A 21,346-nucleotide genomic window follows, 5' to 3' on the forward strand; every position below is an offset into this window, starting at 1 on the left:
TTCGCGGCCGAGACCGCCGAATGTGGTCATGACGATAGTGGTCACTGTGCGGTCCCCGCCGGGAGGACGACGGTGGTCTCGGTGCCGTGGATCCAGACGATGCCGCGGTCGTCGACGAGCACGACCGCCCCATCTGCGTTCCCGAGCGCCTGGACGGTGCCCGTGGCGGCACCGACGCTGTCCCAGGATCCGGTGCCGGTGAGTCGCCAGAGGGTGCCGTCGGTGTCGACGCCGACCAGCCCGCCCGTGGAGTCCGCCTCCACCAGGTAGAGCGGCGGCGCATCCGCGACGAGGTCGAAGGTGGCGCCCGCATCCCGGCTCTCCTGCAGGCCCTGCCGCGTCGCGGCGTAGAGGGTGCCGTCGGTGGTGACGGTCAGGTCGGCGGCGGGGAGCTCGGCGCCGTCGATCCAGGTGGTCCCGCCGTCGGTGCTGGTGCGGATGGTGATCGAGCTGGACCCGATCCCGTGGATCGCACCGTCTCCGGCGGTGAGGACGTGGAAGTCCTCCTGCCCGGTGAACGCGACCGGCTCCCAGGTGGTCCCGGCGTCGGTGCTTCGGATGAGTCCCGGGTTGTGCTCGCCGAGCTCCGCCGGGGTGTTCGGTCCCGGGTGCCCGGAGGCGTAGAGGACGTCGCCGTCGGCGGTCAGGCCCATCGCGTCGAAGTCCGCGCCTCCCAGGGGGCCGGAGAGGTCGCCGGTGTCGGTGAGGGTGTAGAGGCCTGCGTGGGCGCCCAGCAGCACGGTGCTCCCGCCGAGGTCGACGATGCCGTGCACATGACCGAGACCGGTATCCGGGGCGGGTGCCGAGGTGGCGGTCGGCGTGGAGGTGCAGTCGGTCAGCAGCAGGCCCGCAGCAGCGGCGACGGCAGCGGCCGTGATCGTGGTGGCGTTGCTGCTCATGCGATCGCCTGGATGAAGAGAATGGTCGCCGCGGACAGGATGATCAGGGCGAGGATGATGCCCACGAAGCACGCGGCCAGAGTCCGGGAAGTCATGACGGGCCTTTCGACGGGTCGACGCTGTCGGTCAGGACGGATGCGCCGGGCGGATCGCCGGGCCTCGGGCGGGGCCAGGTCCGGGGTGGTCGGCCCCGCCCGAGGGGTTCGGGTCAGAGGGTGGCGAGGATGTCCTGCATGGTGGTGATCTCGGCGGTCTGTCCGTCGATGATCTGCTGGGCGAGCGCGGCCACGTCCGGGTTCTCCCCGTTGTCCAGCACCATCTGGGCCATCGTGACGGCGCCCTGGTGGTGGCCGATCATGCCCTCGAGGAACAGCCGGGTCGCCTCGACCCCGGTGGCGGCGTCCAGGGCGGCCATGTCGTCGTCGGACATCATCCCGTCGCCGTGGTCCATGCCGCCCATCCCGCCCATGTCGGACATGGAGTCGTCGTAGGGGATTCCCCAGTCCTCGAGCCAGCCCTTCATGGTCTGGATCTCGGGGCCTTGGGCGGCTTTGATCTGCTCGGCGAGGGTCACGACCCGCTCGTCGATGCCCTCCTCGGCCAGAATCTGATCGGCCATCTCGATGGCCTGTTCGTGGTGCGGGATCATCATCGTGACGAACATCTCGTCAGCGGAGTTGAACGATGCCTGCCCGGAGGGGGCGGGGGTGCTGCCGGTCATGCCGCCGGGGCCGTGGTCCATCCCGGGCATGGATCCGTCGGTGGGGGCGCAGCCGGCGAGCACGAGCGCAGCGGCGAGCGCGCCGGTGCTCAGCGCGCGAATGCGGATGCGCACGGGTGGGTGTCCTTGTCTAGTCGGTCGAATGGTGAGTCGATTCCCGTGCCGTATGCGGGCACGGCGCAGCATCTCCCGGCACAGCGGTGACGGGAGGGCGGGGAATCAGGTTCGACTGATCGACAGGACGATGAGGGAAGGTGGTCGGGGGTGCGGTAACGCGGTGAGCACATTCCGCCCGTGCAGGCGCAGCAGGGCGAGGGCGGTGCGCAGGCGGGCCAGCAGCGCCGGGGCGAGCAGCACGATGGTGGCGGCCAACAGCGCCAGCACGCACGCCATCATCAGCATCGAATGGTCCGGCATTCCGCCCGAGCCGTCGCAGTCGCCCTCACAGTGCCCGCCCGAAGCCTCGGGGCCTGTCCCGATGGTGTCCTCGAGCATGCTCCCGGTCGCGACGGTGCCGCCCAGGTCAGAGGCAGGCGCGGCATGGGCGGCTTCGGAGGCCGCTGCGGGGGTGTCGGCGCGCCCGCTGGTGAGCCTGCCGGTGAGGGTGTGCATGGCCAGCAGGCCGGCGATCAGCAGGAGCGCGGTCGCGAAGGTCAGCAGCAGCCGGTGCAGCCCGGATGGGGCGTGCACCAGGGTTCGGATGTGGTTCACCGCCGACCTCCTTCCCGCGTCCAGCGTACCCTGGTGTGCCTGGATCCCCACCGGCGCCGATCGGGCGCACGGCGGTCCTGCCCAGGCTGGTCGCCCGACCGATGCCTGGCCAGGGGCGATGGTCCCGGATGGGGACCGGTGCGCGGCAGCCGGCTCATCGGCGGCCCGTTCCGGCGCGGTGGGCCTTCTCCATCAGAGCCAGCAGCCCGAGGGTGTCGTCCTTGATCTGGGTGCGACCGACGACGGCCCAGTTGCGGGCGAGGTGATCGCGGAGGTAGTCGAGGATGTGCTCGAGGGGGACGGTGTGCCAGGAGCGGGACAGATTGGGGCGGGCGGTGTTGCCGAACGCGACCGTGCGGATCAGGTGGCCCTCCGGGGCGAGGACCTGCCCGGCCGTCAGCAGCTCCTGGACGAGCGCGGGCGCGTCGGCGGGGGTGCAGCAGCCGAACCGGGCGAACGCGGCCTCCAGCACCGCGGGGTCGCGCATCGCGGGGTTCAGCTTCGGGGCGCCCTCCTTGACCTCGCCGACGATCATGTCCGGCGCCCCGGGGCGGGCGCCGAGGGCCGGGTCGGGGTCGTCGCCGCGGATGTGGTGCAGTCGGATCGCGAGGATGTCCAGGTCGGTGACGGTGCGCGGCCCGTCCGGACCGGTCGCGTCCAGCACCGGGTACTCGGCGACGGTGAAGTACCCGTTCACCCGCAGGTAGGCCTGCACCAGCCCGACCGCTGTATCCATCCCGCGCCCCCTTTCCCTGCCGTCGTGGGTCAGGCGGCGTTGGCGTAGCGGGCGGGGTCGGCGTCAAACAGCGGCCCGCACTCGGGGCAGCAGAACCAGTACCGGGTGCCTTCGTAGTCGCGGAACAGGCCGCGCTTCTCGGCCCATGCCGGGTCGACCTGGTTGCCGGGCATGACCGGGCAGGTGACGAGGTTGGTGGCTCCGGCCGGGGGCTCGTGGTGATGATGCTCGTGGGACCCGTGATCGTGCGCGGCGGCGTCGTGGCCGGTGTGGTCGCGGTCGTGCGTCATGGCGGTCTCCTTGCGTGGGTGTCAGGCGTGGACGGGGGTGGTGTCGCGGCGGGGCGTCGGGACGGTGGGCGTCGGGGCGGGCAGGTGGCGGAAGCGGCGCAGTCGGAGGCTGTTGGTGACCACGAACACGCTGCTGAACGCCATCGCGGCGGCGGCAAGGATGGGGTTGAGCAGGGCGAGCATCGCGACCGGGATCGCGGCGACGTTGTACGCGAACGCCCAGAACAGGTTGCCCTTGAGGGTGCCCAGGGTGCGGCGGGCGAGCCGGATCGCGTCCGGGACCAGGAGCAGGTCGCCAGAGACGATGGTCAGGTCCGCGGCGGTGATGGCCGCGTCGGTGCCGGTGCCCATCGCGATGCCGAGGTCCGCTTGGGCGAGGGCGGCGGCGTCGTTCACGCCGTCGCCCACCATCGCGACCACCCGGCCGGATGCCTGCAGCTCCCGGATGGTGTCGAGCTTGCCCTGCGGGGTGACTCCGGCGCGGACGTCGTCGATGCCGGCGTCGTCGGCGATGGTGCGGGCGGCGCCGGGGTTGTCGCCGGTGAGCAGGATCGGGGTCAGCCCGAGCTGCCGCAGCCGGGCGATCGCCTCACTGCTGGTGGGCTTGATGGTGTCGGCGACGCTGATCGCGCCGCGCGCCTGCCCGTCCCACGCCACCACGGTCACGGTCGCGCCCGCGGCCTCGTCGGCCGCGATCGTCCCGGCGAGATCGTCGGGGATCGCGATCGCCCATTGCCCGGTGATCCAGGTGGCGCGGCCGGCGGCGACCATGCGGCCGTCGACGATGCCCTGCACGCCCTGCCCTGACTCGGCGGCGAACGACTCCACCGCATCCACCGGGCCATCCGCGGCGGCGGTGATCGCGCGGCCGATGGGGTGCTCAGAGCCGTGCTCGAGCGCCGCGGCGACCCGGATCAGCTCGGCTCGGTCGGCGCCGGGTGCGGGGTGGACGCCGGTGACGGTCATGGTGCCGGCCGTGATGGTGCCGGTCTTGTCGAGGACGACGGTGTCGATGCGGCGGGTCTGCTCCAGCACCTGGGGTCCGCGGATGAGGATGCCCAGCTGGGCGCCGCGGCCGGTGCCGACCAGCAGAGCGGTCGGCGTCGCCAGCCCCAGCGCGCACGGACAGGCGATGATCAGGGTGGTCACCGCGGCGGTGAAGGCGACCTCCAAGGGCGCCCCCGCGATCAGCCACCCGGCGAACGCGGCCAGGGCGAGGACAATGACGATGGGGACGAAGACGGCCGACACCCGGTCGGCGAGGCGCTGCACCTGGGCCTTGCCGGTCTGCGCCTCCTCGACCAGCCGCGCCATCCGGGCCAGCTCGGTGTCGGCGCCGACGCGGGTGATCTGCACGAGCAGGCGCCCGCCGGTGTTCACAGTCGCGCCGATCACGCGGGAGCCGGGGGCGACTTCGACCGGCACGGACTCGCCGGTCAGCATCGACTCGTCCACCGCGGACATTCCCTCGGTGACGAGGCCGTCGGCGGGGATCTTCTCACCCGGCCGCACGACCACGACATCACCCGGAACGAGCTGTGCGACGGGGACGCGCTGCTCAGTGCCTTCGCGGAGGATCACTGCGTCCTTGGCGCCGAGCTCCAGCAGGGCGCGCAGGGCCTCGCCGGACTGCCGCTTGGCACGAACCTCGAGGTAGCGGCCGAGGAGGATGAACACGGTCACCAGCGCGGCGACCTCCAGGTACACCTCGTGGCCACCGGCCTGCGGGGTGCCGACGAAGGTGACGCTCATCCGCATTCCCGGCATCCCCGCACCGCCGAAGAACAGCGCGTACAGCGACCAGCCGAACGCGGCCAGCACCCCGACGCTGATCAGAGTGTCCATCGTCGCCGCCCCGTGCCGGGCATTGATCGCCGCGGCGCGGTGGAACGGCCACGCCCCCCACACCACCACCGGCGCGGCCAGGGTGAGCGTGAGCCACTGCCAGTAGGTGAACTGCAGGGCGGGGATCATCGACAGCACCGCGACCGGCACCGCCAGCACCGCCGAGACGATCAGCCGCTGCCGCAGCGACGCCAGCTCATCGTCCCGCGGGATGGTCTGCTCAGCCGTGTCGGGCACAGGCGGGGCTGGGAGGCTCGCTCCGTACCCCGCCTGCTCGACCGCCGCGATCAGCTCCTCCACCGGCACCGGGGCCTCCGAGTGCACGCGGGCCTTCTCGGTGGCGAAGTTGACCGTCGCCTCCACCCCGGGCAGCTTGTTCAGCTTCCGCTCGACCCGCGTCGCGCACGACGCGCAGGTCATCCCGGTGATGTCGAGATCGACGTCCAGCGTGCTCATGAGGCTGCGGCGAGGCTGTACCCGGCCTCCTCGACCGCCTCCCGCACTCGCTCCGCGTCCACCGGGGCGGTGCTGGACACGGTCACCGTGGAAACGCCGCCGGCGTGCAGGTCGACCTCGACGCCGGAGACCCCGTCGATCGCGGAGACCTCCTCGGTGACACTGCGCACGCAGTGCGAGCACGTCATCCCCTCCACCAGGAATTGCGCCGACACCTCGCCCGATGCCGGTTGCGCCGTCGCGGAGGCGGTGGTGTTGGCCGTGGCGGCGTGGGAGGTGGGGGCGCAACAGGCGCAGCCACCGCCGTTCGTCGCCTGCAGGCCGAGGTCCTGGAATCCTTGTCCGGTCATGTTGTGCTCCTTTCGTGAGCGTGTCGATGCGTGTGGTGTGAACGTTCTAGGAGCGGACCAGCCGCGCGATCGCGGCGTTCGCCTCGCGGAGCTTCTCCTCCGCGACCGGGCCGCCCTGCGCGGTCGCCTGCGCGACGCAATGCCCGAGATGGTCCTCCAGCAGCGTCAGCGCGACCGACTCCAGCGCCTTCGTCGCCGCCGAGACCTGGGTCAGGATGTCGATGCAGTACACGTCCTCGTCGACCATCCGCGCGATCCCGCGCACCTGCCCCTCCGCCCGACGCAACCGCGCCAGCAGCGCCTGCTTGTCATCCACGTATCCGTGTGCCATCTCAGCCACCTCCGACGTCGATCGTATACCCTCTAGCGGTATAAGGTACTTCGTGAAGAGGATATTCCCGGAGCGGGCAGAGCGAAAGGGCGAACGTGACCAACTGGTACGTCATCACCGGCGGGCCCAGCTCGGGCAAGACCACCACCGTGAACCTGCTGCGGGACCGCGGCTACACCACCACCATCGAGCATGCCCGGCACTATCTCGACCTGCAGCGCATCGCCGGCCGCACCGTCGAGGAGGTCCGGGCGAAGCAGCGGCAGTTCCAGCGCGGCGTCCTGGACATGCAGCTCGCGGAGGAAGCTGCCCTCGACCGGACGCCACCGTGTTCCTCGACCGGGCCGTCCCCGACTCCCTCGCCTACTACCGCTTCCTCGATCTCGAGCCCGACCCCGCCCTGCTCACCGCGCTCGAGCACGTCGACTACCGCACGACGTTCATCCTCGACCTGCTGCCCCTGGCCGCGGACTACGCCCGCACCGAGGACACCGCCGCCCAGCAGCGCATCCACGAACTGCTGACCCAGGTGTACGAAGCGCTGCCCTTGCCGGTCGTGCGGGTTCCGGTCCTCAGCGCCGAGGAGCGGGTGCAGTTCATCCTGGACCGGCTCTGACCGCTCTCGCCCGATCGGGATGTCCTGTGCAACGCTTGGGGCCCAGGGCACATCTCACCGGCACAGGTCCAGGCGAGAACGGACTACAGCATGCGCTCTCACCTCGACGAGGCGTCTCTCGCGCTGGATGAGGCCGGCTACTCGCTCGTCACCACGACGCCGCGCCCGGGCGGGCAGGCCCGGCCGCTGTGGGAGACCCTCCGTCCGGACGTTGTGATGGGCATGGCGCCGTTCACTCGAGAACAGCTCGCCGAGATCCGTGGCAGCGGTGTGCAGCAGATCATTCCGCCAGTACCCGCAGGCGAGGATGGCGCCGTCGGGGATCTCGGATTCGCGGACGGGCCACGCCTGCAGGTCAACCACCTCCTCGAGCGAGGATGTCGACAGCTCGCCTTCGCAGCGTCCCCTGATCCCCGCGTCGCGGACCTCGTCGCACAGCGGCGCGAACTCGCGCGGAAGATACTGTCGAACCAGGCCGGCTCCGGGTTCGTTGCTGATGCCACCTTCAGCGAGATGAACGCGCTGGAACTGCTGCGCGAATGGATAGACCAAGGCGTCGACGGCGTGGTGGCCTACAACGACGACATCGCCGCACTCCTCCTGGGCGCCGCGCTCCGGTCAGACATCGCCGTTCCCGAACAGCTGGCGATCGTCGTCCACGACGACACCCCGCTCGCGCGTCTCCTCGCCCCCGCACTATCGACAGTGCGCGTCGACAATGCGGGCCTCGGCCGATTCCTCGCCGAACTTGCTCTGAGCGCCGCGACCGGATCCGCTCCGCCGCACGCCGGCCCAGAGACCGACGCGCACCTCGTCGTACGCGAGACCACCTAGAGATACTCAAGAGGGATAGCAGGACTATCGGCCTCGCCCCCGCGCGGCGTTCGACTGTGCATCCCGTTCCGGGTACTGCCCGGCAGCGGTGCCTCGTCGTGAACCTGGATCCCTAGACGCGCAGTGCCGGCAAGTGGGGGCCGTGGGTGCGGGCCGAAGCGGCCGTAGCGGATACTACGTTGCTCTCACGAGGTCTCGAGCCAACCTCCGCGCCTCGTGCAGAGTCCAGGTGGCGTCCTCACGCGACACTCGTTCGAACCACCCGTGCGCCGCATCGTTGCGATAGGTCAGGATTCTCTCGATCGTGCGAAGTTGCCCCACCGCGATGAGGTAATAGTGCCGCGTGGCGTGGCGTGGCGTGGCCGGCTCGTCCTTCGCGACGTAGGCGCGGTCACCGTGTGATCCTTCGAGAAGTCTCCTACCTCCACTCGAAAGGCATCATCACGATGACCGCTCCTCATATTGTCGACCCTGCGAGCGTCCTCGCTGAAGCCTTGACCGACGCGTCGCCTGATCTGATGCGCTCCCTGTTGCAGACGATGATCAACGCGTTGGTGTCCGCGGATGCGGACGCGGTCGTCGGTGCGGAATGGGGCAAACCCTCACCCGACCGGCTCGCGCAGTGCACGGGTACCGCCACGGAGGTGACGACATCGACCGGAGTCTGACCCGGTGTGCCGGACACCAAGGGTGAGGTGATGGGTCGGGCTCCGACGTCCTCTCGTGGAGTGCTCGTTCTGCTGCGGCTGGGGGGTCAGTTGTAGGTATAGAAGCCCTCGCCGGTGGCGACGCCGAGCTTGCCGTGGTCGATGTACTCGCTCTTGAGCCAGGCCGCGAGCGTCTGATCCTTCTCTCCGCCGTGGGCGAGGATGTTGTACGGCGTAGTCAGGCCGATGATGTCGGTGATCTGGAAGGGGCCCATCGGCGCTCCCGTGCCGATCCGCCACACGTTGTCGATGTCCTTTGGTTCGGCGTATCCGCCCGCGGCGAGTGTGAACCCGGCGTTGAGGAACGGCACCAGCAGCGAGTTGAGCACATAGCCGGACTTCTCCTTGTGCACGGGAATCGGAACCATGCCGATGTCGCCTGCGAAGGCCACGACCTCGTCGAAGACGGCCGGATCGGTGTCGGCGGTGCCCATCACCTCGGCGGTATTGAACTTCCAGATCCGGTTCGCGAAGTGCAGCGCGAGGAACTTGGCGGGGCGTCCGGTGGAGTCTTTGAGGTCGCTGGGCAGGAGTGTCGACGAGTTGGTCGCGAAGATGGTCTTCTCAGGTGCGAGCTCGCCGAGCTTGCGGTAGGTGTCCTGCTTGATGGACAGCACCTCGGGGATCGCCTCGATGACCAGATCCGCGTCCGCGACCGCCTCGGCGAGGTCGGAGGAGAAGCGGACGCGGCTCAGCGCCTCGTCGGCCTTTCCCTCGGACGCTCCTGCGACTCCGTCCTCCTTGTAGGCGGTGACGAGAGCATCGAAACGCGCCTTGGCTGCCGCGATCACGTCGTCGCTGATGTCATACGCGACGACCTGGAAGCCGCTGAAGGCGGTCTGAAATGCGATCTGGCTACCGAGGACCCCTGTCCCCAGGACGGTCACATGTGTGATGTTGCTCATTGTTCTGTCTCCTTCATTTCTTCTCGCGCGGCCGATTGGGCCGCCGGGGTGTGTTGCAGCGCGCCGGTCACGATGTGGGTGACCTGACGTCTGAGGTCGTCGATCGCGTCAGCCTCGGGGATGCCGGAAGCCGTCATCCGGGCGATCGCGAGGTGAGTGACGGCGAACAGCGCCGACCCTGCGACCCGTGCCTCCCCGTCGCTGAGGGTCGGCGCGGCACGGCGCAACGTGTCAGACAGCGATGCCTCGAGCGCGAGGATCAAAGCCATGCCCTCGGCCCGGAACTTCGCCTCATGAGGGCCGAACAGCAGCTCGCGCTGGTACGCAGCACTGTTCTCCGGCTCTCGGGCAGCGGCGGCGACGAGCGGGCGCAGGCGAGTGAATACCGCATCGGCAGGATCCGCCATCAACGCCGCACGCGCGGCGCCGTCAGCTATCGACGACCGGAGTGCCTCGTTGTAGACCATGAGCAGCAACTCACTCTTCGTCGCGGCGTAGCGGAAGAGTGTGCCCGCCGCGACTCCGGCCGCCGCGGACACCTCCTGCGTCGTCACCGCGGAGAATCCCCGCGCGCGCAAGAAATCAGACGCGACGCGAAAGATCCGCTCCCGCTTGAGTCGCATGTTCTGCTCGCGGCGGCGTTCCATCTCCCCGACGCCCGAAGCTCGTCCAAGCTCTGAAGGCTGGCACAACCCGTTCACATGAATGAGCGTACTCAGTTTTTTGCAGACGGCAAGGAGGCCCCGCGCAGATGGTCGGCGAGACGTTTCGTCGGTAACGTGCACAGAGCTGTGCAAATTGCGTATGCTTGCGAGGTGCGGATGAGCTGGCGGATTTTCAGGAGGGACGTCACCCGACTGATCCGTGTCCGGAAGACATGGATCATCGTGATCGGCGTGCTGATCACTCCGGCGTTGTACGCGTGGTTCAACATCAACGCGTTCTGGGACCCGTACGCGAACACCGAGAACATCGACGTCGCGGTGGCCAATCTCGATGAGGGTGCATCCTCGGACCTCACCGGCTCGCTGAACGTGGGTGATCAGGTCCGCAAGCAGCTTGAGGAGAATGATCAGCTCGGCTGGGTCTTCATGGGCGAGCAGGAGGCCATGGAGGAGGTCAAGCGCGGCGACGTGTACGCGGCCATCGTCATCCCTGCAGACTTCAGTGAGGATCTCCTCAGCATCACCAGCGGAGAGTTCACCCAGCCGGCGCTGCAGTACTACGTCAACGAGAAGGCCAGCGCGATCGCGCCGAAGATCACTGACGTCGGCGCGTCCCAGCTCGATCGGCAGATCACGGCTGCCTTCACCGAACAAGTCGCCGAGGCCGCGACAGACGCGGTGCGGGACGCGGGGGACGACGCAGAGTCGCAGTTGCTGACGGCGAAAGACAACGCGCTGAACGCCTTCGACAGCACTTCGCAGTCGCTGGCATCGGCGCGGGACAGCATCACTGACCTCCAGAATCGGATCGCCGCTTCCCGAGTGACGCTGTCCGATGCCCGCGACACGCTCACGGATGTCGATTCGACGCTGGCGGACGTTCAGAAGGCCGCCGGGGAAGCACAGTCGATCATCGCCGAAGCACAGGACCAGGTGATCGAGTTCGCCGATGCCGCGACGGCCGCGTACCTCACAGGCACGTCGCTGTTCGCGGAGGCCTCTGCCTCCGCGAACTCCTCGGTCAGTCAGGTGACGGAAGCTCTGACTTCTGCACGGCAACGGGTGGACACGGCGATCGGCGACGTCGAGACCGTCCTCGAGGCGAACGAGGCCGCGATCGCACAGGTGCAGGCTTTGCTCGATGACGCCGACCTGGATCCTGACACGGCGCAGCGTCTGTCCGGGGTGATCGAGGCACTGCAGGAGCGGAACGCTGCAGATCAGCAACTCGTCGCGGACCTGTCGCAGTTGAGCACCGGCACTTCAGACGCCGTCGAGGGGCTGCAGGCGGCTTCGGATGCCCTCGACGAGGCGGCCCAGGGTACACAGACTGCGGCATCTGATCTGCGGACGGTGCTGACCGAGAACCTTCCGGCGCTGAACAGTGCGATGGCGCGGCTGTCCTCGAGTGCGGGAGAATTTTCGGCCGCGGTTGCCTCGCAGAGACAGGTCCTCACTCAGGTCGGGGATGTGCTGCGCAGCGCGGATTCGCAGCTGGCATCCACCTCGACGGCGCTCGACAGTTTCGATGCCGACATCACGAGCATCGAGTCGAATCTGCAGGCGGCTCGTACCGATATCGAAGCGGTCGCCGCCGCGGCGGAGTGGGGTGCTCTCGGCACGATCACCGGACTGAACCCGGACGACATCGCCCGTTTCATCGCATCGCCGGTCGCTGTCGAGGAGCAGACGATGTTCCCGGTGTCCTCCTACGGGTCTGCGATGGCGGCGTTGTTCACGAACCTGTCCCTCTGGATCGGCGCGTTCGTGCTGATGGTGATCTTCAAGATCGAGGTCGATACGGAAGGCGTCGAGGGAGTCACGGTCCGAGAGGCCTACCTGGGACGCTTCGGCCTGTTCGCGCTGCTCGCCGTCGGGCAGGCGCTGGTGGTGTCGATCGGCAACCTCATCATCGGCGTGCAGACCGTGAGCGCCGTCGCCTTCGTGGGGACCGCTGTGCTGATCGCCTTGGCGTACGTGAGCATCATCTACGCGCTCTGTGTCGGTTTCGGGCACGTCGGGAGAGGTCTGTGCATTCTGCTCGTAGTCATGCAGATCCCGGGCGCGTCGGGGTTGTACCCGATCGAGCTGATGCCCGACTTCTTCCGCGCGATCTATCCGCTGCTGCCGTTCTCTTACGGCATCGACGCAATGCGGGAGACGATCGCGGGGTTCTACGGCGGCCACTACTGGCGGTTCCTCGGGACACTCGCCGTCTTCGTCGCCATCGCATTCCTCTTCGGACTGGTCCTGCGGGGCAGGCTCGCCAGCTTCCACATTCTGTTCAACCGCGAGGTGGCCGCGACCGACCTGCTGATCGGTGAGAACGTCCAGGTCGCCGGTTCGGGCTACCGGCTGAGAGAGATCATCCGCGCGCTCTCGAATCGCCGTGCATACCGGGTCGAGCTCACCCGCCGAGCGCACCCGTTCACTCACCGTTACCCCGTGCTGCTGCGGGCGACGCTGATCGTCGGACTGGCGGGACTTGCACTGGTCTCCGCGGTAGCTCTGACATTCGCGGACGCCAAGGCGCTGCTGCTGGGTATCGGAACCCTCTGGTGCCTTCTGATCATCGGATTCCTTGTCGCCATCGAGTACATCAGATGGAGCTTCGCGCAAGCCGGAGAGATCGCCGGGCTTGATGACGCCGACCTGCGTCAGGCGGTCCTCGCCGGGGGCGCGGATGCGCACGCCGCCGTCGCCTCCACGGAGTCGCGCACGGCACGCCAGTCCGTTCCCGGCGCACAGCATTTGCTCGCGCAGGACCTCAGCTCCGGTGATTCTCTCGACGAGAGTCACTCCGCTGACGTCGCTGCCACTGGTGATGCGGATGAGCACATCAGTGACGACGCGGATGATGTCGTGGCGAAGTGGTTCCAGGATGCGCCCGAAGCCGACGCGTCGCTCGAGGCTGACGACTCCGCCCAGCGGGACGTCGACACGCCCGAGACGACGAAGAAGGCGGCGAGCCGGGTCGAGCCCGCCGAAGCGGAGGAGAGCGAAGGCGTAGCTCAGCAGGAGGACGACCGCGCTGCGGGGAAGGGGGAGCAGTCGTGAGGGTCATCCTGCGGCTGGTCGCGCGAGACGTGCGTCACGCGACACGGAATGTGATGGCGTGCATCGTCATCTTCGGCCTCGTCGTCATCCCGTCACTGTTCACCTGGTTCAACGTGATCGCCAGCTGGGATCCTTTCGCGAACACCAGGAACTTGAAGGTCGCCGTCGCCAGCACCGACACCGGCTACGAAAGCGATCTGGTTCCCCTCCGGATCGACGTCGGCGAACAGGTCTTGTCCGCGCTGCGCGCCAACGATGACCTCGACTGGGTCGTCACGACGGAAGACGACGCAATCGACGGCACCAAGTCGGGTGCCTACTACGCCGCGATCGTGCTTCCGCCGTCCTTCAGTAGCGACATGATGACCTTCTACGTCGACGGTGCGGAGCACACCGACATCGCGCTCTATACCAACGAGAAGAAGAACGCCCTCGCTCCGAAGATCACCGGCCAGGGCGCCGACGGCGTGTCTGCGCAGATCTCCGAGACGTTCACCCAAACCCTCAGCGAGATCGCGCTCGGGCTGCTCTCCTCCCTCTCCGACTACCTCACCGACGACGACACCCAGGCTGCGCTCGCCCGGCTCCAGGCGCGTGTGTCCGGTCTGTCGACGCAACTGCGTGCCGGTGCGCAGACCGCCGACATGTTCTCCGCCCTCTTCGACTCCAGCATCCCCCTGGTGAACAGCGCCTCCCAACTCGTCGACGCCGCAGGAGGTGTGTTCAACGACGCCGCCGGCGCTGCCGGCAGCGGGCGCGATGCGGTCGACTCCGTCGCCTCCGCCCTGCGTAACGCCACGGGGGGAGTCTCCGACGCACTGTCTGCGACCACCAAGAGCTACAACGCGGTGGGCGATCGCATCGACGACCTCTACGCGGACATCGATCGTCTCAATGGCGACCGCGTGACGGTGCTCACCGACATCGCGGCACGAGTCCAAGATCAGATCGACCGATACAACACCATCCGCGACACCCTCGACACTGAGGTCCGGCCCACGCTCCCCGCAGCCGCGGAAGGCGCCCTCGACACCGTCATCGCCGTTCTCGATGACGCGATCGCCCGACAGCAGGCCGTCCACGATCGCCTCGCGGAAGCTGCAACGGACGTTCAGGGGGACAACGCTTCCGCTCAGGACTCCCACCAGGAGATCCTCGTCGCGATCGCCGAAGCGAAGACTGCTGTACAGAAAGCGCAGAGCGCGTACACCGACGATCTGAAGCCGCAACTGGATCTCCTGTCGTCGACGCTCTCGCGCCTCGACTCGGACGTCTCAGTCGTGCGTAGTGACCTCGCCGGCGTATCCGCCAGCTTGTCCGGTTCAGCGGACTCCGTGCTGACGGCCATCGATCGCGGCAAGACCGTCGCCAGCGGGATATCCACCTCACTGGACGAACTGGCCGACCGATTCGGCGACCTCGATCGGGCGCTCGGAACCGCAGCTGACACCGGTGATCTCAGCGAGCTCCGCGACATCATCGGAGGCGACCCCGGCGTTCTCGCCGCCTCACTGGCAGAACCCGTCCGGGTCGACCGCACGGCGGTATTCCCCGTCGCCGGCTTCGGCGCTGCTATGGCGCCCCTCTACACCATCCTCGCGCTCTGGGTCGGAGCGTTGCTGATGACAGTCACCATCCGGGTCGACGTCAACCACAACACGCTTCCTGGCGCCCCAGCACTCACGACGACCCAGAAGTACCTCGGACGATATGGCATCTTCGGACTCGTCGGCCTCGCCCAGAGCACACTCCTCACCCTCGGGCTCATCCTGTTCGTCCGCATCGAGCCAGCACACCCACTGCTCATGGTCCTCGCCGGATGGCTGACTTCCCTCGTCTTCACCCTCATCGTCTACACCGCGGTCGTCACGTTCGGCAATGCTGGAAAGGCGCTGTGCGTGCTCCTCCTCGTCATCCAGATCTCCGGATCCGGCGGCGCGTACCCTCTCCAGCTGCTGCCGGATTGGTTCCAGAGCATCAGCCCGTTCTTGCCAGCCACCTATGCGATCCAGGCCATGCGGTCGGCGATTGCCGGCGTCTACGCGGCGGACTTCTGGATCTCGCTTCTCCTCCTCGCCCTCTTCATCGTCCCGGCCTTGCTGCTCGGCCTGGTGCTGCGGCGGCCCCTGATCGCATACAACCGGGGCATGTCGGAGGCGCTTGAATCAACCAAGCTCATGTGAGTGTCCGCGAGAGGTGATCATGTCCACGCAAGAGTCTCCCGCCCGGCCGGACTCGGTTCCTACCCGCGAGCGCAGAAGTGACGCCACAACCAACCACAACGCACTTCTGCACGCTGCGCAGGCCGTGCTCGCAGAGAATCCACAGGCATCCCTCGACACCATCGCGCAAGCAGCCGGCCTGTCGCGACGGGCTCTCTACGGCCACTTCCCCGACCGGGAGACCCTGCTGAAAGAGGTCATCGCGCTCGGCGCTGAGCGGTTCAATGCGATCGCCGACGTCATCGACGACACCGACCCGCGCGTCGCTCTGGCCCGCCTCGCCGTGCGCCTTTGGCGCGAAGCTTCAGCAGTGCGCGCCGCCGCCAATATCGCCCTTAGTGAAGCCCATGTCGCAGAGACAGTCCGTTCGCTCGCGCCCCTTCGACGACGTATCCGCGAGCTCACAGATACCGGCACGGCAGCGGGGGCCTTCCGAAGAGACGTCTCGCCCGAAGTCCTCGCCATGCTCATCGAAGAGACAGCCCGAGCCACTCTGCGCCAGACTCGCCTGGACGCGGAGAGTGGTCCGTCAGCCATCGCGCGAGTCGTGCTCAGCATCGTGGGCCTGTCGTGGACCGAGCAGGCCGAGCTCATCGAGTCGAACCCCGACATCGTGGCCCAAGCGTGATCGGAACCGACCGACGTGATCGTTGGGAAGGCGAGCCGGACAGCCGACGGCTTCGAGAAGTGTCAAGCGCGCGATGACTCTGCCATGGTCATCGGATCGGTCCGCTCCATCGAGGAGATGTCGCATCATCCGCCGCGCGTCGCCCCACGTAAGCTCTTTCGGTGGAAATCGGAGAGTGGGTCGCGCCCCGGCGCCTGGGACGTGACTTCCGCTGGCTCCTGGCGTCGTCGTGGACGAGCAACATCGGCGATGGGATCGCGCTCGCGGCATCCCCTCTGCTGATCGCCTCGATGACGGATTCGCCGGTGCTCGTGGCATCCGGCGCCGTCATGCAGTTCCTTCCGTGGCTGCTCTTCGGCCTCCACGCGGGAGCGATCGCCGACCGGGTCGACCGTCGCGTGCTGATCATGTGCGCCAACGGCGTCCGGGCTCTCGTCCTCGTGGCGCTGTGTGCGTTCTTGATCACGGGCATGGCGAGCATCTGGATCGTGCTCGCGGTGGCCTTCGTCTACGGGTGCGCCGAGGTGTTCGTCGACACCACGAGCAGCACGCTCCTGCCGATGATGGTCAAGAAGAAGGATCTGGGCATCGGCAACGCACGGCTCCAGGCCGGCTTCCTGGTCGCGAACCAGTTCGGCGGACCGCCGCTGGGCGCCTTCTTCTTCGCGCTCGGCTCGTTCTGGCCGTTCGCCGTGCAGGCGATCTGCGTTGCGCTCGCCGTCGTGCTCATCTCGCGCATCGCCCGCACCCGAGTCCCCGCCCGTGAGAGCGACGGAGGGCGCACCGCCGTCCACACCGACATCGTCGAGGGGATCCGGTGGCTGTGGCGGAACCCTCCGGTGCGCACCCTCGTCATCATCATCCTCACGTTCAACATCACGTGGGCAGCCCCTTGGGGCGTGCTCGTGCTGTACGCGACCGAGCATCTTCAGATGGGGCCGGTCGGATACGGTGCGCTCACGACCGCGTCGGCCATCGGGGGCCTGCTGTCCACCGTCAGCTTCGGCTGGCTCGAGCGCCGGTTCTCGTTCGCGACCCTCATGCGCGTCTGTCTCAGCGCCGAGGTCGCGATGCACCTCGCCTTCGCCCTGACGACGTCGGGCGCCGTCGCCTTCGTCATCATGATCGCCTTCGGCGCGTACGCCTTCGTCTGGGGGACGATCTCCACGACGGTCCGCCAACGACTCGTCCCGCACGAGCTCCAGGGCCGGATCGCGTCGGTCAACATTGTGGGCGTCTTCGGCGGGCTCGTCATCGGTCAGGCGATCGGCGGGGTGATCGCCCAGTTCTGGGGGCTGACGGCGCCGTGGTGGTTCGCCTTCGCGGGTGCGGCGGTGACCCTGGTGCTCGTCTGGCGCCCCATCAGCCACATCGCTGCGGCGCGTGTCGATGACGGGACGGATGCCGCGGGCTGAGGCGCTGGGCGACCCGCGGCATCCGGTCGATCACAGGTCGGCGACGCGGATCAGGACCTTGCCCACGGTCGCGGCTTCGACCGCGTCGTGGGCGGCTGCGGTCTCCGCCAGCGGGAACCACGTCAGCGGCAGGCCCGCCTCCTCGCCGACGGGCAGGGCGCCGTCCTCGAGGGCGCGCGTGATGTCGGCGACGGCGGCATCGAGCGCGGGTTCGCCGACCGTGTAGAGCAGGACGCCCTGGACCCGGATGTTTTTCGCGAAGGTGGGCCGGATCGGCATGCTGAACGTGTCGCCGTTGTCGTCGGCGTAGAACGCGATGACGGCGTGCCCGGCGGCGATCTCGGCGTCGAGAGCGGCGTTGGTCGCCAGCGACACCTCGACGATCTGGTCGACGCCCTCGGGGGCGATGTCCCGCACCCGCGCCGCCACGTCCTCCCGCGTGTAGTCGATGACGTGATGCGCGCCGGCCGCGCGCGCGAGCTGCGCCTTCGCATCGGAGCTCACCGTGGTGAGGACGGTCGCACCCGCCCAGCGGGCGAGCTGGATCGCGGCGTGGGCGACGGCGCCGGCGCCGCCCTGCACGAGAACGGTGCGTCCGGCGAGCGCGCCGGGCGACAGCCGAGCGGGTCCGTCCTCGTGCACCGTCAACGCGCGGTGCGCGGTCACGGCCGGCACGCCGAGACTGGCCGCGGTGGCGAAGTCGATGCCCTCCGGAAGGCGGACGGCGCGGGATGCCGGGACGACCGTGTACTCCTGCGCGGTGCCCGTGGGGCGCTGGTGCTGCGCGAGGTGCACCCACACGCGGTCGCCGACCGCGAGGTCGTCTACTCCCTCGCCGAGGGCGTCGACGACGCCGGCGCCGTCCTGGTTCGGGACGGTCTCGGCGAAGGAGGCTCGCTGGGTGCCGCCGGAGCGGGACTTCCAGTCGGTCGGGTTCACCCCCGAGACCGCGACGCGGACCCGCACCTCACCGGGACCGGGATCCGCGACCTCGCGGTCGACGAGGGACAGGACGTCGGATGCGCCCGGGGAGCTGTAGACGATCGCCTTCATACCGGGCGCAACCCCTCGTGACCCCCGCGCATTCCGACACCGCATCCCGCTGACGCGGTGTCGGCGGACCCACGGCGTACTGATCGCCGTCGCCTGAGGTCCTCTGACAGGCTTTCCCTGTGATCGAGACTCTTCTCGGCCTGGTGGTCGCGCTCCTGGTCGTCGCGTCGACGACGGTGATCGGCCGGTGGGCGGGTATCGCCGCGCCGATCCTGATGGTCGCCGTGGGCGTCGGCGGCAGCTTCCTCCCGATGTTCGACGACTTCGTCCTCGACCCGGAGTGGATCCTGCTCGGCATCCTGCCCCCGCTGCTGTACTCGGCAGCGGTCTCGATGCCGGCGATGCACTTCCGACGTGAGTTCGGCGCCATCGCCGGGCTGTCGGTCTTCCTCGTCATCGGCACCGCCCTCGCCCTGGGCCTCTTCTTCATGATCGCGATCCCCGATCTCGGTTTCGCGTGGGGAGTCGCCCTCGGCGCCATTGTGAGCCCCACCGACGCCGTCGCGACCTCGATCATCAAACGCACGCCCGTGTCCAAGCGGGTCGTCGCGATCCTCGAGGGAGAGAGCCTGCTCAACGACGCGACGGCGCTCGTGCTGCTGCGCACCGCGGTCGCCGCGGCCGCCGCATCCTTCTCCTTCTGGGGTGCCGTCGGCACCTTCGCCTACGCCGTCGTCGTCGCGGTCCTGATCGGTGCGGTGCTCGGCTGGCTCAACCTGACGGTGCGCAAGCGCGCGACCGACCCGACCGTCAACACGGTCCTCTCGTTCACCGTGCCGTTCCTCGCGGCCGTCCCGGCGGAACTCCTCGGCGCCTCGGGCCTCGTCGCCGCCGTCGTCGCCGGCATCATCACCGGAGTGGGCGGTCCGCGCGTCTTCTCGGCGCGCAATCGGCTGTCCGACGCGCAGAACTGGCGCACGGTCGAGCTGATCCTCGAGGGGTTCGTGTTCCTCTTCATGGGTCTGCAGCTGACCTCGATCCTCACCGACGTCGAGGAGGCGCACGAGGGCATCGCGCCCGCTCTCCTCATCGCGGCCGGCGCGTGGCTCCTGACGGTGATCGTGCGGGCCGCGTACGTGGCACCGTTGCTCGCGCTGCTGTCGATGAGCGCGCGTCGCGTCCGCCGCCTCCAGCCCCGCCTCGAGACGATCGCGCAGCGCCTCGAGACCGAGGAGGGCGAGGCGCAGCTCGTCGATGCGTTCGCCCGCCGCGGCCGGCGCGTCTCGCGGGGAACCGTGCGCCGCTTCGGTCCGCGCGTGACGCGCGGACTCGCCGACATCCGCTACTTCCAGAAGGCGCCGCTCGGATGGCGCGAGGGCACCCTCGTCGTCTGGGCGGGGATGCGGGGCGCCATCACGCTCGCTGCGGCGCAGACGCTCCCCGAGGACACCCCGCTGCGCTCCGTGCTCGTCCTCATCGCCTTCGCCGTCGCCGTCGTCTCCCTCGTCGGGCAGGGCGCCTCGGTCGCGCCGCTCGTCGACGCGCTCACCCCCGCTGGTTCGGCCGACGAGTCGCGCGAGCGCGAGAAGGAGGAGCGGCGGCACATCCTCGAGCTCCTCCGCGAGCGCGCGGCCGACGTCCCCGCTCCGGACCGCTCGGCCGACCTCGACCGTGCCCGGGCGTTCCAGGTCGAGAGCGACTACCGCCTCGCCGAGATCGACGTCCAGCGCCGCGCGCTGCTCGACGCGCGCGACACCGGCACCTTCGATGCGGACGTGCTCGCGCACGAACTCGCGGTGATCGACGCCGCCCAGATCGCGATCGAGTTGCGCACCGGCCGCGAGTGAGGTCCGTCAGCGATCCAGCGCGCGGGCGATGTCCTCGACGTCGCGCTCGTCGTTGAAGACATGCAGCGCGACGCGCGCGTTGCCGGCGCGGCTCGACGCGACGATCCCCGCGGCGCGCAGCCGGCCGATGTCCGCACCGCTCTCGTCCCGCCAGGTCACGATCGGCGTCGCCCGCGCCGGAGCCGGCAGGTCGAGCCGCTCCCGCAGCGCGGCCGCGAGGCCCGTGACCTCGTCGCTCAGCGCCCGCGGGTCCGCTCCTGCGAAGAGGGCGAGTGCCGGCTCGGCCCCCGTGAACGCCTGCCACGCGGGCGAGACGTCGAACCGTCGAGCGGATGCCGCCAGGGTCGCGTCCGTGCCGTAGCACGACGCCCACGGGTCCGCGCCCGCGTACCAGCCCGCCTGGCGCGGACCGATCGTCGCGGCGAAGTCCTCGCGGAGCGCGAGGAACGCGACGCCGCGGGGCGCGCACAGCCACTTGTAGGCGTGGCAGACCAGCGCATCGAAGGCCCCGGCGGCCACCGGCATCCACCCGACGGCCTGCGTCGCGTCGCAGAGCGTGCGCGCACGGTGGCGCCGCGCCGCCGCGACGATCGCGTCGGCGTCGGCGACGGCACCCGTCGCGGACTGCACGATCGAGAAGGCCACGAGGGTCGTCGCCGCGTCGACCGCGTCGGCGAGCGCATCGAGCGGCGCCGTCCGCACGGTGATGCCCCGACCGGCGTGGACGAACGGGAGGACGAGCGACGAGAACTCGCCCTCGGGGCACAGGACGACGGCACCGTCGGGCAGCGAGGCCGCGAGGAGGCTCACCATCGCCGAGGTCTGCGCGCCGAGCGCTACGGCGGCGGGGTCCACCCCGACCAGTCGCGCGAAAGATGCGCGGCACCGCTCGGCGCTCGCGGCGTACCGGATCGGGTCGGGCCACGCGTCGAGGTCGGCGCGCACCGCGTCGCGGCTGGCGAGGGGTGGGATGCCGGCGGTGCAGGCCGCGACGTATCCTCGCGCGTCGGGGAACGCGTCGCGGACGTCGGCGGGGGAGAGGGCCATGACTCCATCGTCGCGATCCGCGATCGAGTGCACCATGGCAGGTATTGCATCGACTGCATGACATGGCGTTA

The 21,346-nt window shown here is 69.0% G+C and carries 19 protein-coding genes and 2 pseudogenes; 9 read left to right on the plus strand and 12 right to left on the minus strand.

Annotated elements, in window-relative coordinates; genetic code table 11:
• Window positions 1-41 precede the first annotated feature (41 nt).
• The 8 genes from Q9S36_RS00170 to Q9S36_RS00205 all read right to left on the minus strand — a co-directional run bounded on the left by Q9S36_RS00170 (window position 42) and on the right by Q9S36_RS00205 (window position 6,339).
• Window positions 42-899, minus strand: a complete 858-nt coding sequence (locus Q9S36_RS00170) for a hypothetical protein (RefSeq protein WP_311283494.1) — start codon at window positions 897-899, stop codon at window positions 42-44.
• Between the two features lie 208 nt (window positions 900-1,107).
• Window positions 1,108-1,734 (minus strand): DUF305 domain-containing protein, encoded by a 627-nt coding sequence (locus tag Q9S36_RS00175; RefSeq protein ID WP_311283495.1) that lies wholly within the window; start codon window positions 1,732-1,734, stop codon window positions 1,108-1,110.
• A 105-nt stretch (window positions 1,735-1,839) separates the two neighbouring features.
• A complete protein-coding gene (locus tag Q9S36_RS00180; protein ID WP_311283496.1) occupies window positions 1,840-2,331 on the minus strand; it encodes a DUF6153 family protein in 492 nt (163 codons plus the stop codon).
• 154 nt (window positions 2,332-2,485) lie between these two features.
• Window positions 2,486-3,067, minus strand: a complete 582-nt coding sequence (locus tag Q9S36_RS00185) for a hypothetical protein (protein ID WP_042378563.1) — start codon at window positions 3,065-3,067, stop codon at window positions 2,486-2,488.
• A 29-nt stretch (window positions 3,068-3,096) separates the two neighbouring features.
• Complete coding sequence (locus Q9S36_RS00190) at window positions 3,097-3,357, minus strand: YHS domain-containing protein (protein ID WP_042378564.1); 261 nt, start codon at window positions 3,355-3,357, stop codon at window positions 3,097-3,099.
• Window positions 3,358-3,378: 21 nt separating this feature from the next.
• Complete coding sequence (locus Q9S36_RS00195) at window positions 3,379-5,658, minus strand: heavy metal translocating P-type ATPase (protein WP_311283497.1); 2,280 nt, start codon at window positions 5,656-5,658, stop codon at window positions 3,379-3,381.
• Window positions 5,655-6,008 carry a heavy-metal-associated domain-containing protein gene (locus Q9S36_RS00200; RefSeq protein WP_021010665.1) on the minus strand — a complete coding sequence of 118 codons (354 nt, stop codon included), beginning with the start codon at window positions 6,006-6,008 and terminating at the stop codon, window positions 5,655-5,657. The genes Q9S36_RS00195 and Q9S36_RS00200 overlap by 4 nt, the downstream gene beginning before the upstream one ends.
• 46 nt (window positions 6,009-6,054) lie before the next feature.
• A complete protein-coding gene (locus Q9S36_RS00205; RefSeq protein WP_033107649.1) occupies window positions 6,055-6,339 on the minus strand; it encodes a metal-sensitive transcriptional regulator in 285 nt (94 codons plus the stop codon).
• A gap of 149 nt (window positions 6,340-6,488) precedes the next feature.
• On the opposite strand from Q9S36_RS00205, the pseudogene Q9S36_RS51590 reads away from it, so the two are divergent.
• The 4 genes and pseudogenes from Q9S36_RS51590 to Q9S36_RS00220 form a co-directional block, all read left to right on the plus strand.
• Window positions 6,489-6,596: pseudogene (locus tag Q9S36_RS51590) on the plus strand (hypothetical protein); the annotation flags it as partial.
• A 71-nt stretch (window positions 6,597-6,667) separates the two neighbouring features.
• The gene (locus Q9S36_RS51595; protein ID WP_396653707.1) at window positions 6,668-6,955 is read left to right on the plus strand and encodes an AAA family ATPase; all 288 of its coding nucleotides are present in this window, start codon (window positions 6,668-6,670) and stop codon (window positions 6,953-6,955) included.
• 90 nt (window positions 6,956-7,045) lie between these two features.
• Window positions 7,046-7,789: a substrate-binding domain-containing protein gene (locus Q9S36_RS00215; RefSeq protein WP_311283498.1), complete on the plus strand. Its 744-nt coding sequence runs from the start codon at window positions 7,046-7,048 to the stop codon at window positions 7,787-7,789.
• Between the two features lie 446 nt (window positions 7,790-8,235).
• Window positions 8,236-8,429 (plus strand): annotated as a pseudogene (locus Q9S36_RS00220) (transposase); the annotation flags it as partial.
• Between the two features lie 114 nt (window positions 8,430-8,543).
• On the opposite strand, the gene Q9S36_RS00225 reads toward Q9S36_RS00220, so the two are convergent.
• A complete protein-coding gene (locus Q9S36_RS00225; protein ID WP_253034354.1) occupies window positions 8,544-9,401 on the minus strand; it encodes a 3-hydroxyacyl-CoA dehydrogenase in 858 nt (285 codons plus the stop codon).
• A complete protein-coding gene (locus Q9S36_RS00230) occupies window positions 9,398-10,048 on the minus strand; it encodes a TetR family transcriptional regulator (RefSeq protein ID WP_311283499.1) in 651 nt (216 codons plus the stop codon). The genes Q9S36_RS00225 and Q9S36_RS00230 overlap by 4 nt, the downstream gene beginning before the upstream one ends.
• 174 nt (window positions 10,049-10,222) lie before the next feature.
• Between Q9S36_RS00230 and Q9S36_RS00235 the strand changes: the two genes are divergently transcribed.
• The 4 genes from Q9S36_RS00235 (at window position 10,223) to Q9S36_RS00250 (ending at window position 17,388) form a co-directional block, all read left to right on the plus strand.
• A complete protein-coding gene (locus Q9S36_RS00235; RefSeq protein ID WP_311284432.1) occupies window positions 10,223-13,123 on the plus strand; it encodes a YhgE/Pip family protein in 2,901 nt (966 codons plus the stop codon).
• On the plus strand, window positions 13,120-15,306 hold the full coding sequence (locus tag Q9S36_RS00240) for a YhgE/Pip domain-containing protein (protein WP_311283500.1): 2,187 nt from the start codon (window positions 13,120-13,122) through the stop codon (window positions 15,304-15,306). The genes Q9S36_RS00235 and Q9S36_RS00240 overlap by 4 nt, the downstream gene beginning before the upstream one ends.
• Window positions 15,307-15,325: 19 nt before the next feature.
• Complete coding sequence (locus Q9S36_RS00245) at window positions 15,326-15,973, plus strand: TetR family transcriptional regulator (RefSeq protein WP_311283501.1); 648 nt, start codon at window positions 15,326-15,328, stop codon at window positions 15,971-15,973.
• A 161-nt stretch (window positions 15,974-16,134) separates the two neighbouring features.
• On the plus strand, window positions 16,135-17,388 hold the full coding sequence (locus tag Q9S36_RS00250; RefSeq protein WP_311283502.1) for an MFS transporter: 1,254 nt from the start codon (window positions 16,135-16,137) through the stop codon (window positions 17,386-17,388).
• Between the two features lie 30 nt (window positions 17,389-17,418).
• Here Q9S36_RS00250 and Q9S36_RS00255 read toward each other — a convergent pair whose 3' ends face one another.
• Window positions 17,419-18,441, minus strand: a complete 1,023-nt coding sequence (locus Q9S36_RS00255) for an NADPH:quinone reductase (RefSeq protein ID WP_311283503.1) — start codon at window positions 18,439-18,441, stop codon at window positions 17,419-17,421.
• Window positions 18,442-18,560: 119 nt separating this feature from the next.
• Here Q9S36_RS00255 and Q9S36_RS00260 point away from each other — a divergent pair, with 119 nt between their 5' ends.
• On the plus strand, window positions 18,561-20,228 hold the full coding sequence (locus Q9S36_RS00260; protein ID WP_311283504.1) for a sodium:proton antiporter: 1,668 nt from the start codon (window positions 18,561-18,563) through the stop codon (window positions 20,226-20,228).
• Between the two features lie 6 nt (window positions 20,229-20,234).
• On the opposite strand, the gene Q9S36_RS00265 is transcribed toward Q9S36_RS00260, so the two are convergent.
• Window positions 20,235-21,275 carry an aminotransferase class V-fold PLP-dependent enzyme gene (locus tag Q9S36_RS00265; protein WP_311283505.1) on the minus strand — a complete coding sequence of 347 codons (1,041 nt, stop codon included), beginning with the start codon at window positions 21,273-21,275 and terminating at the stop codon, window positions 20,235-20,237.
• Window positions 21,276-21,346: the final 71 nt, after the last annotated feature.

Source organism: Microbacterium sp. ARD31, assembly GCF_031844425.1.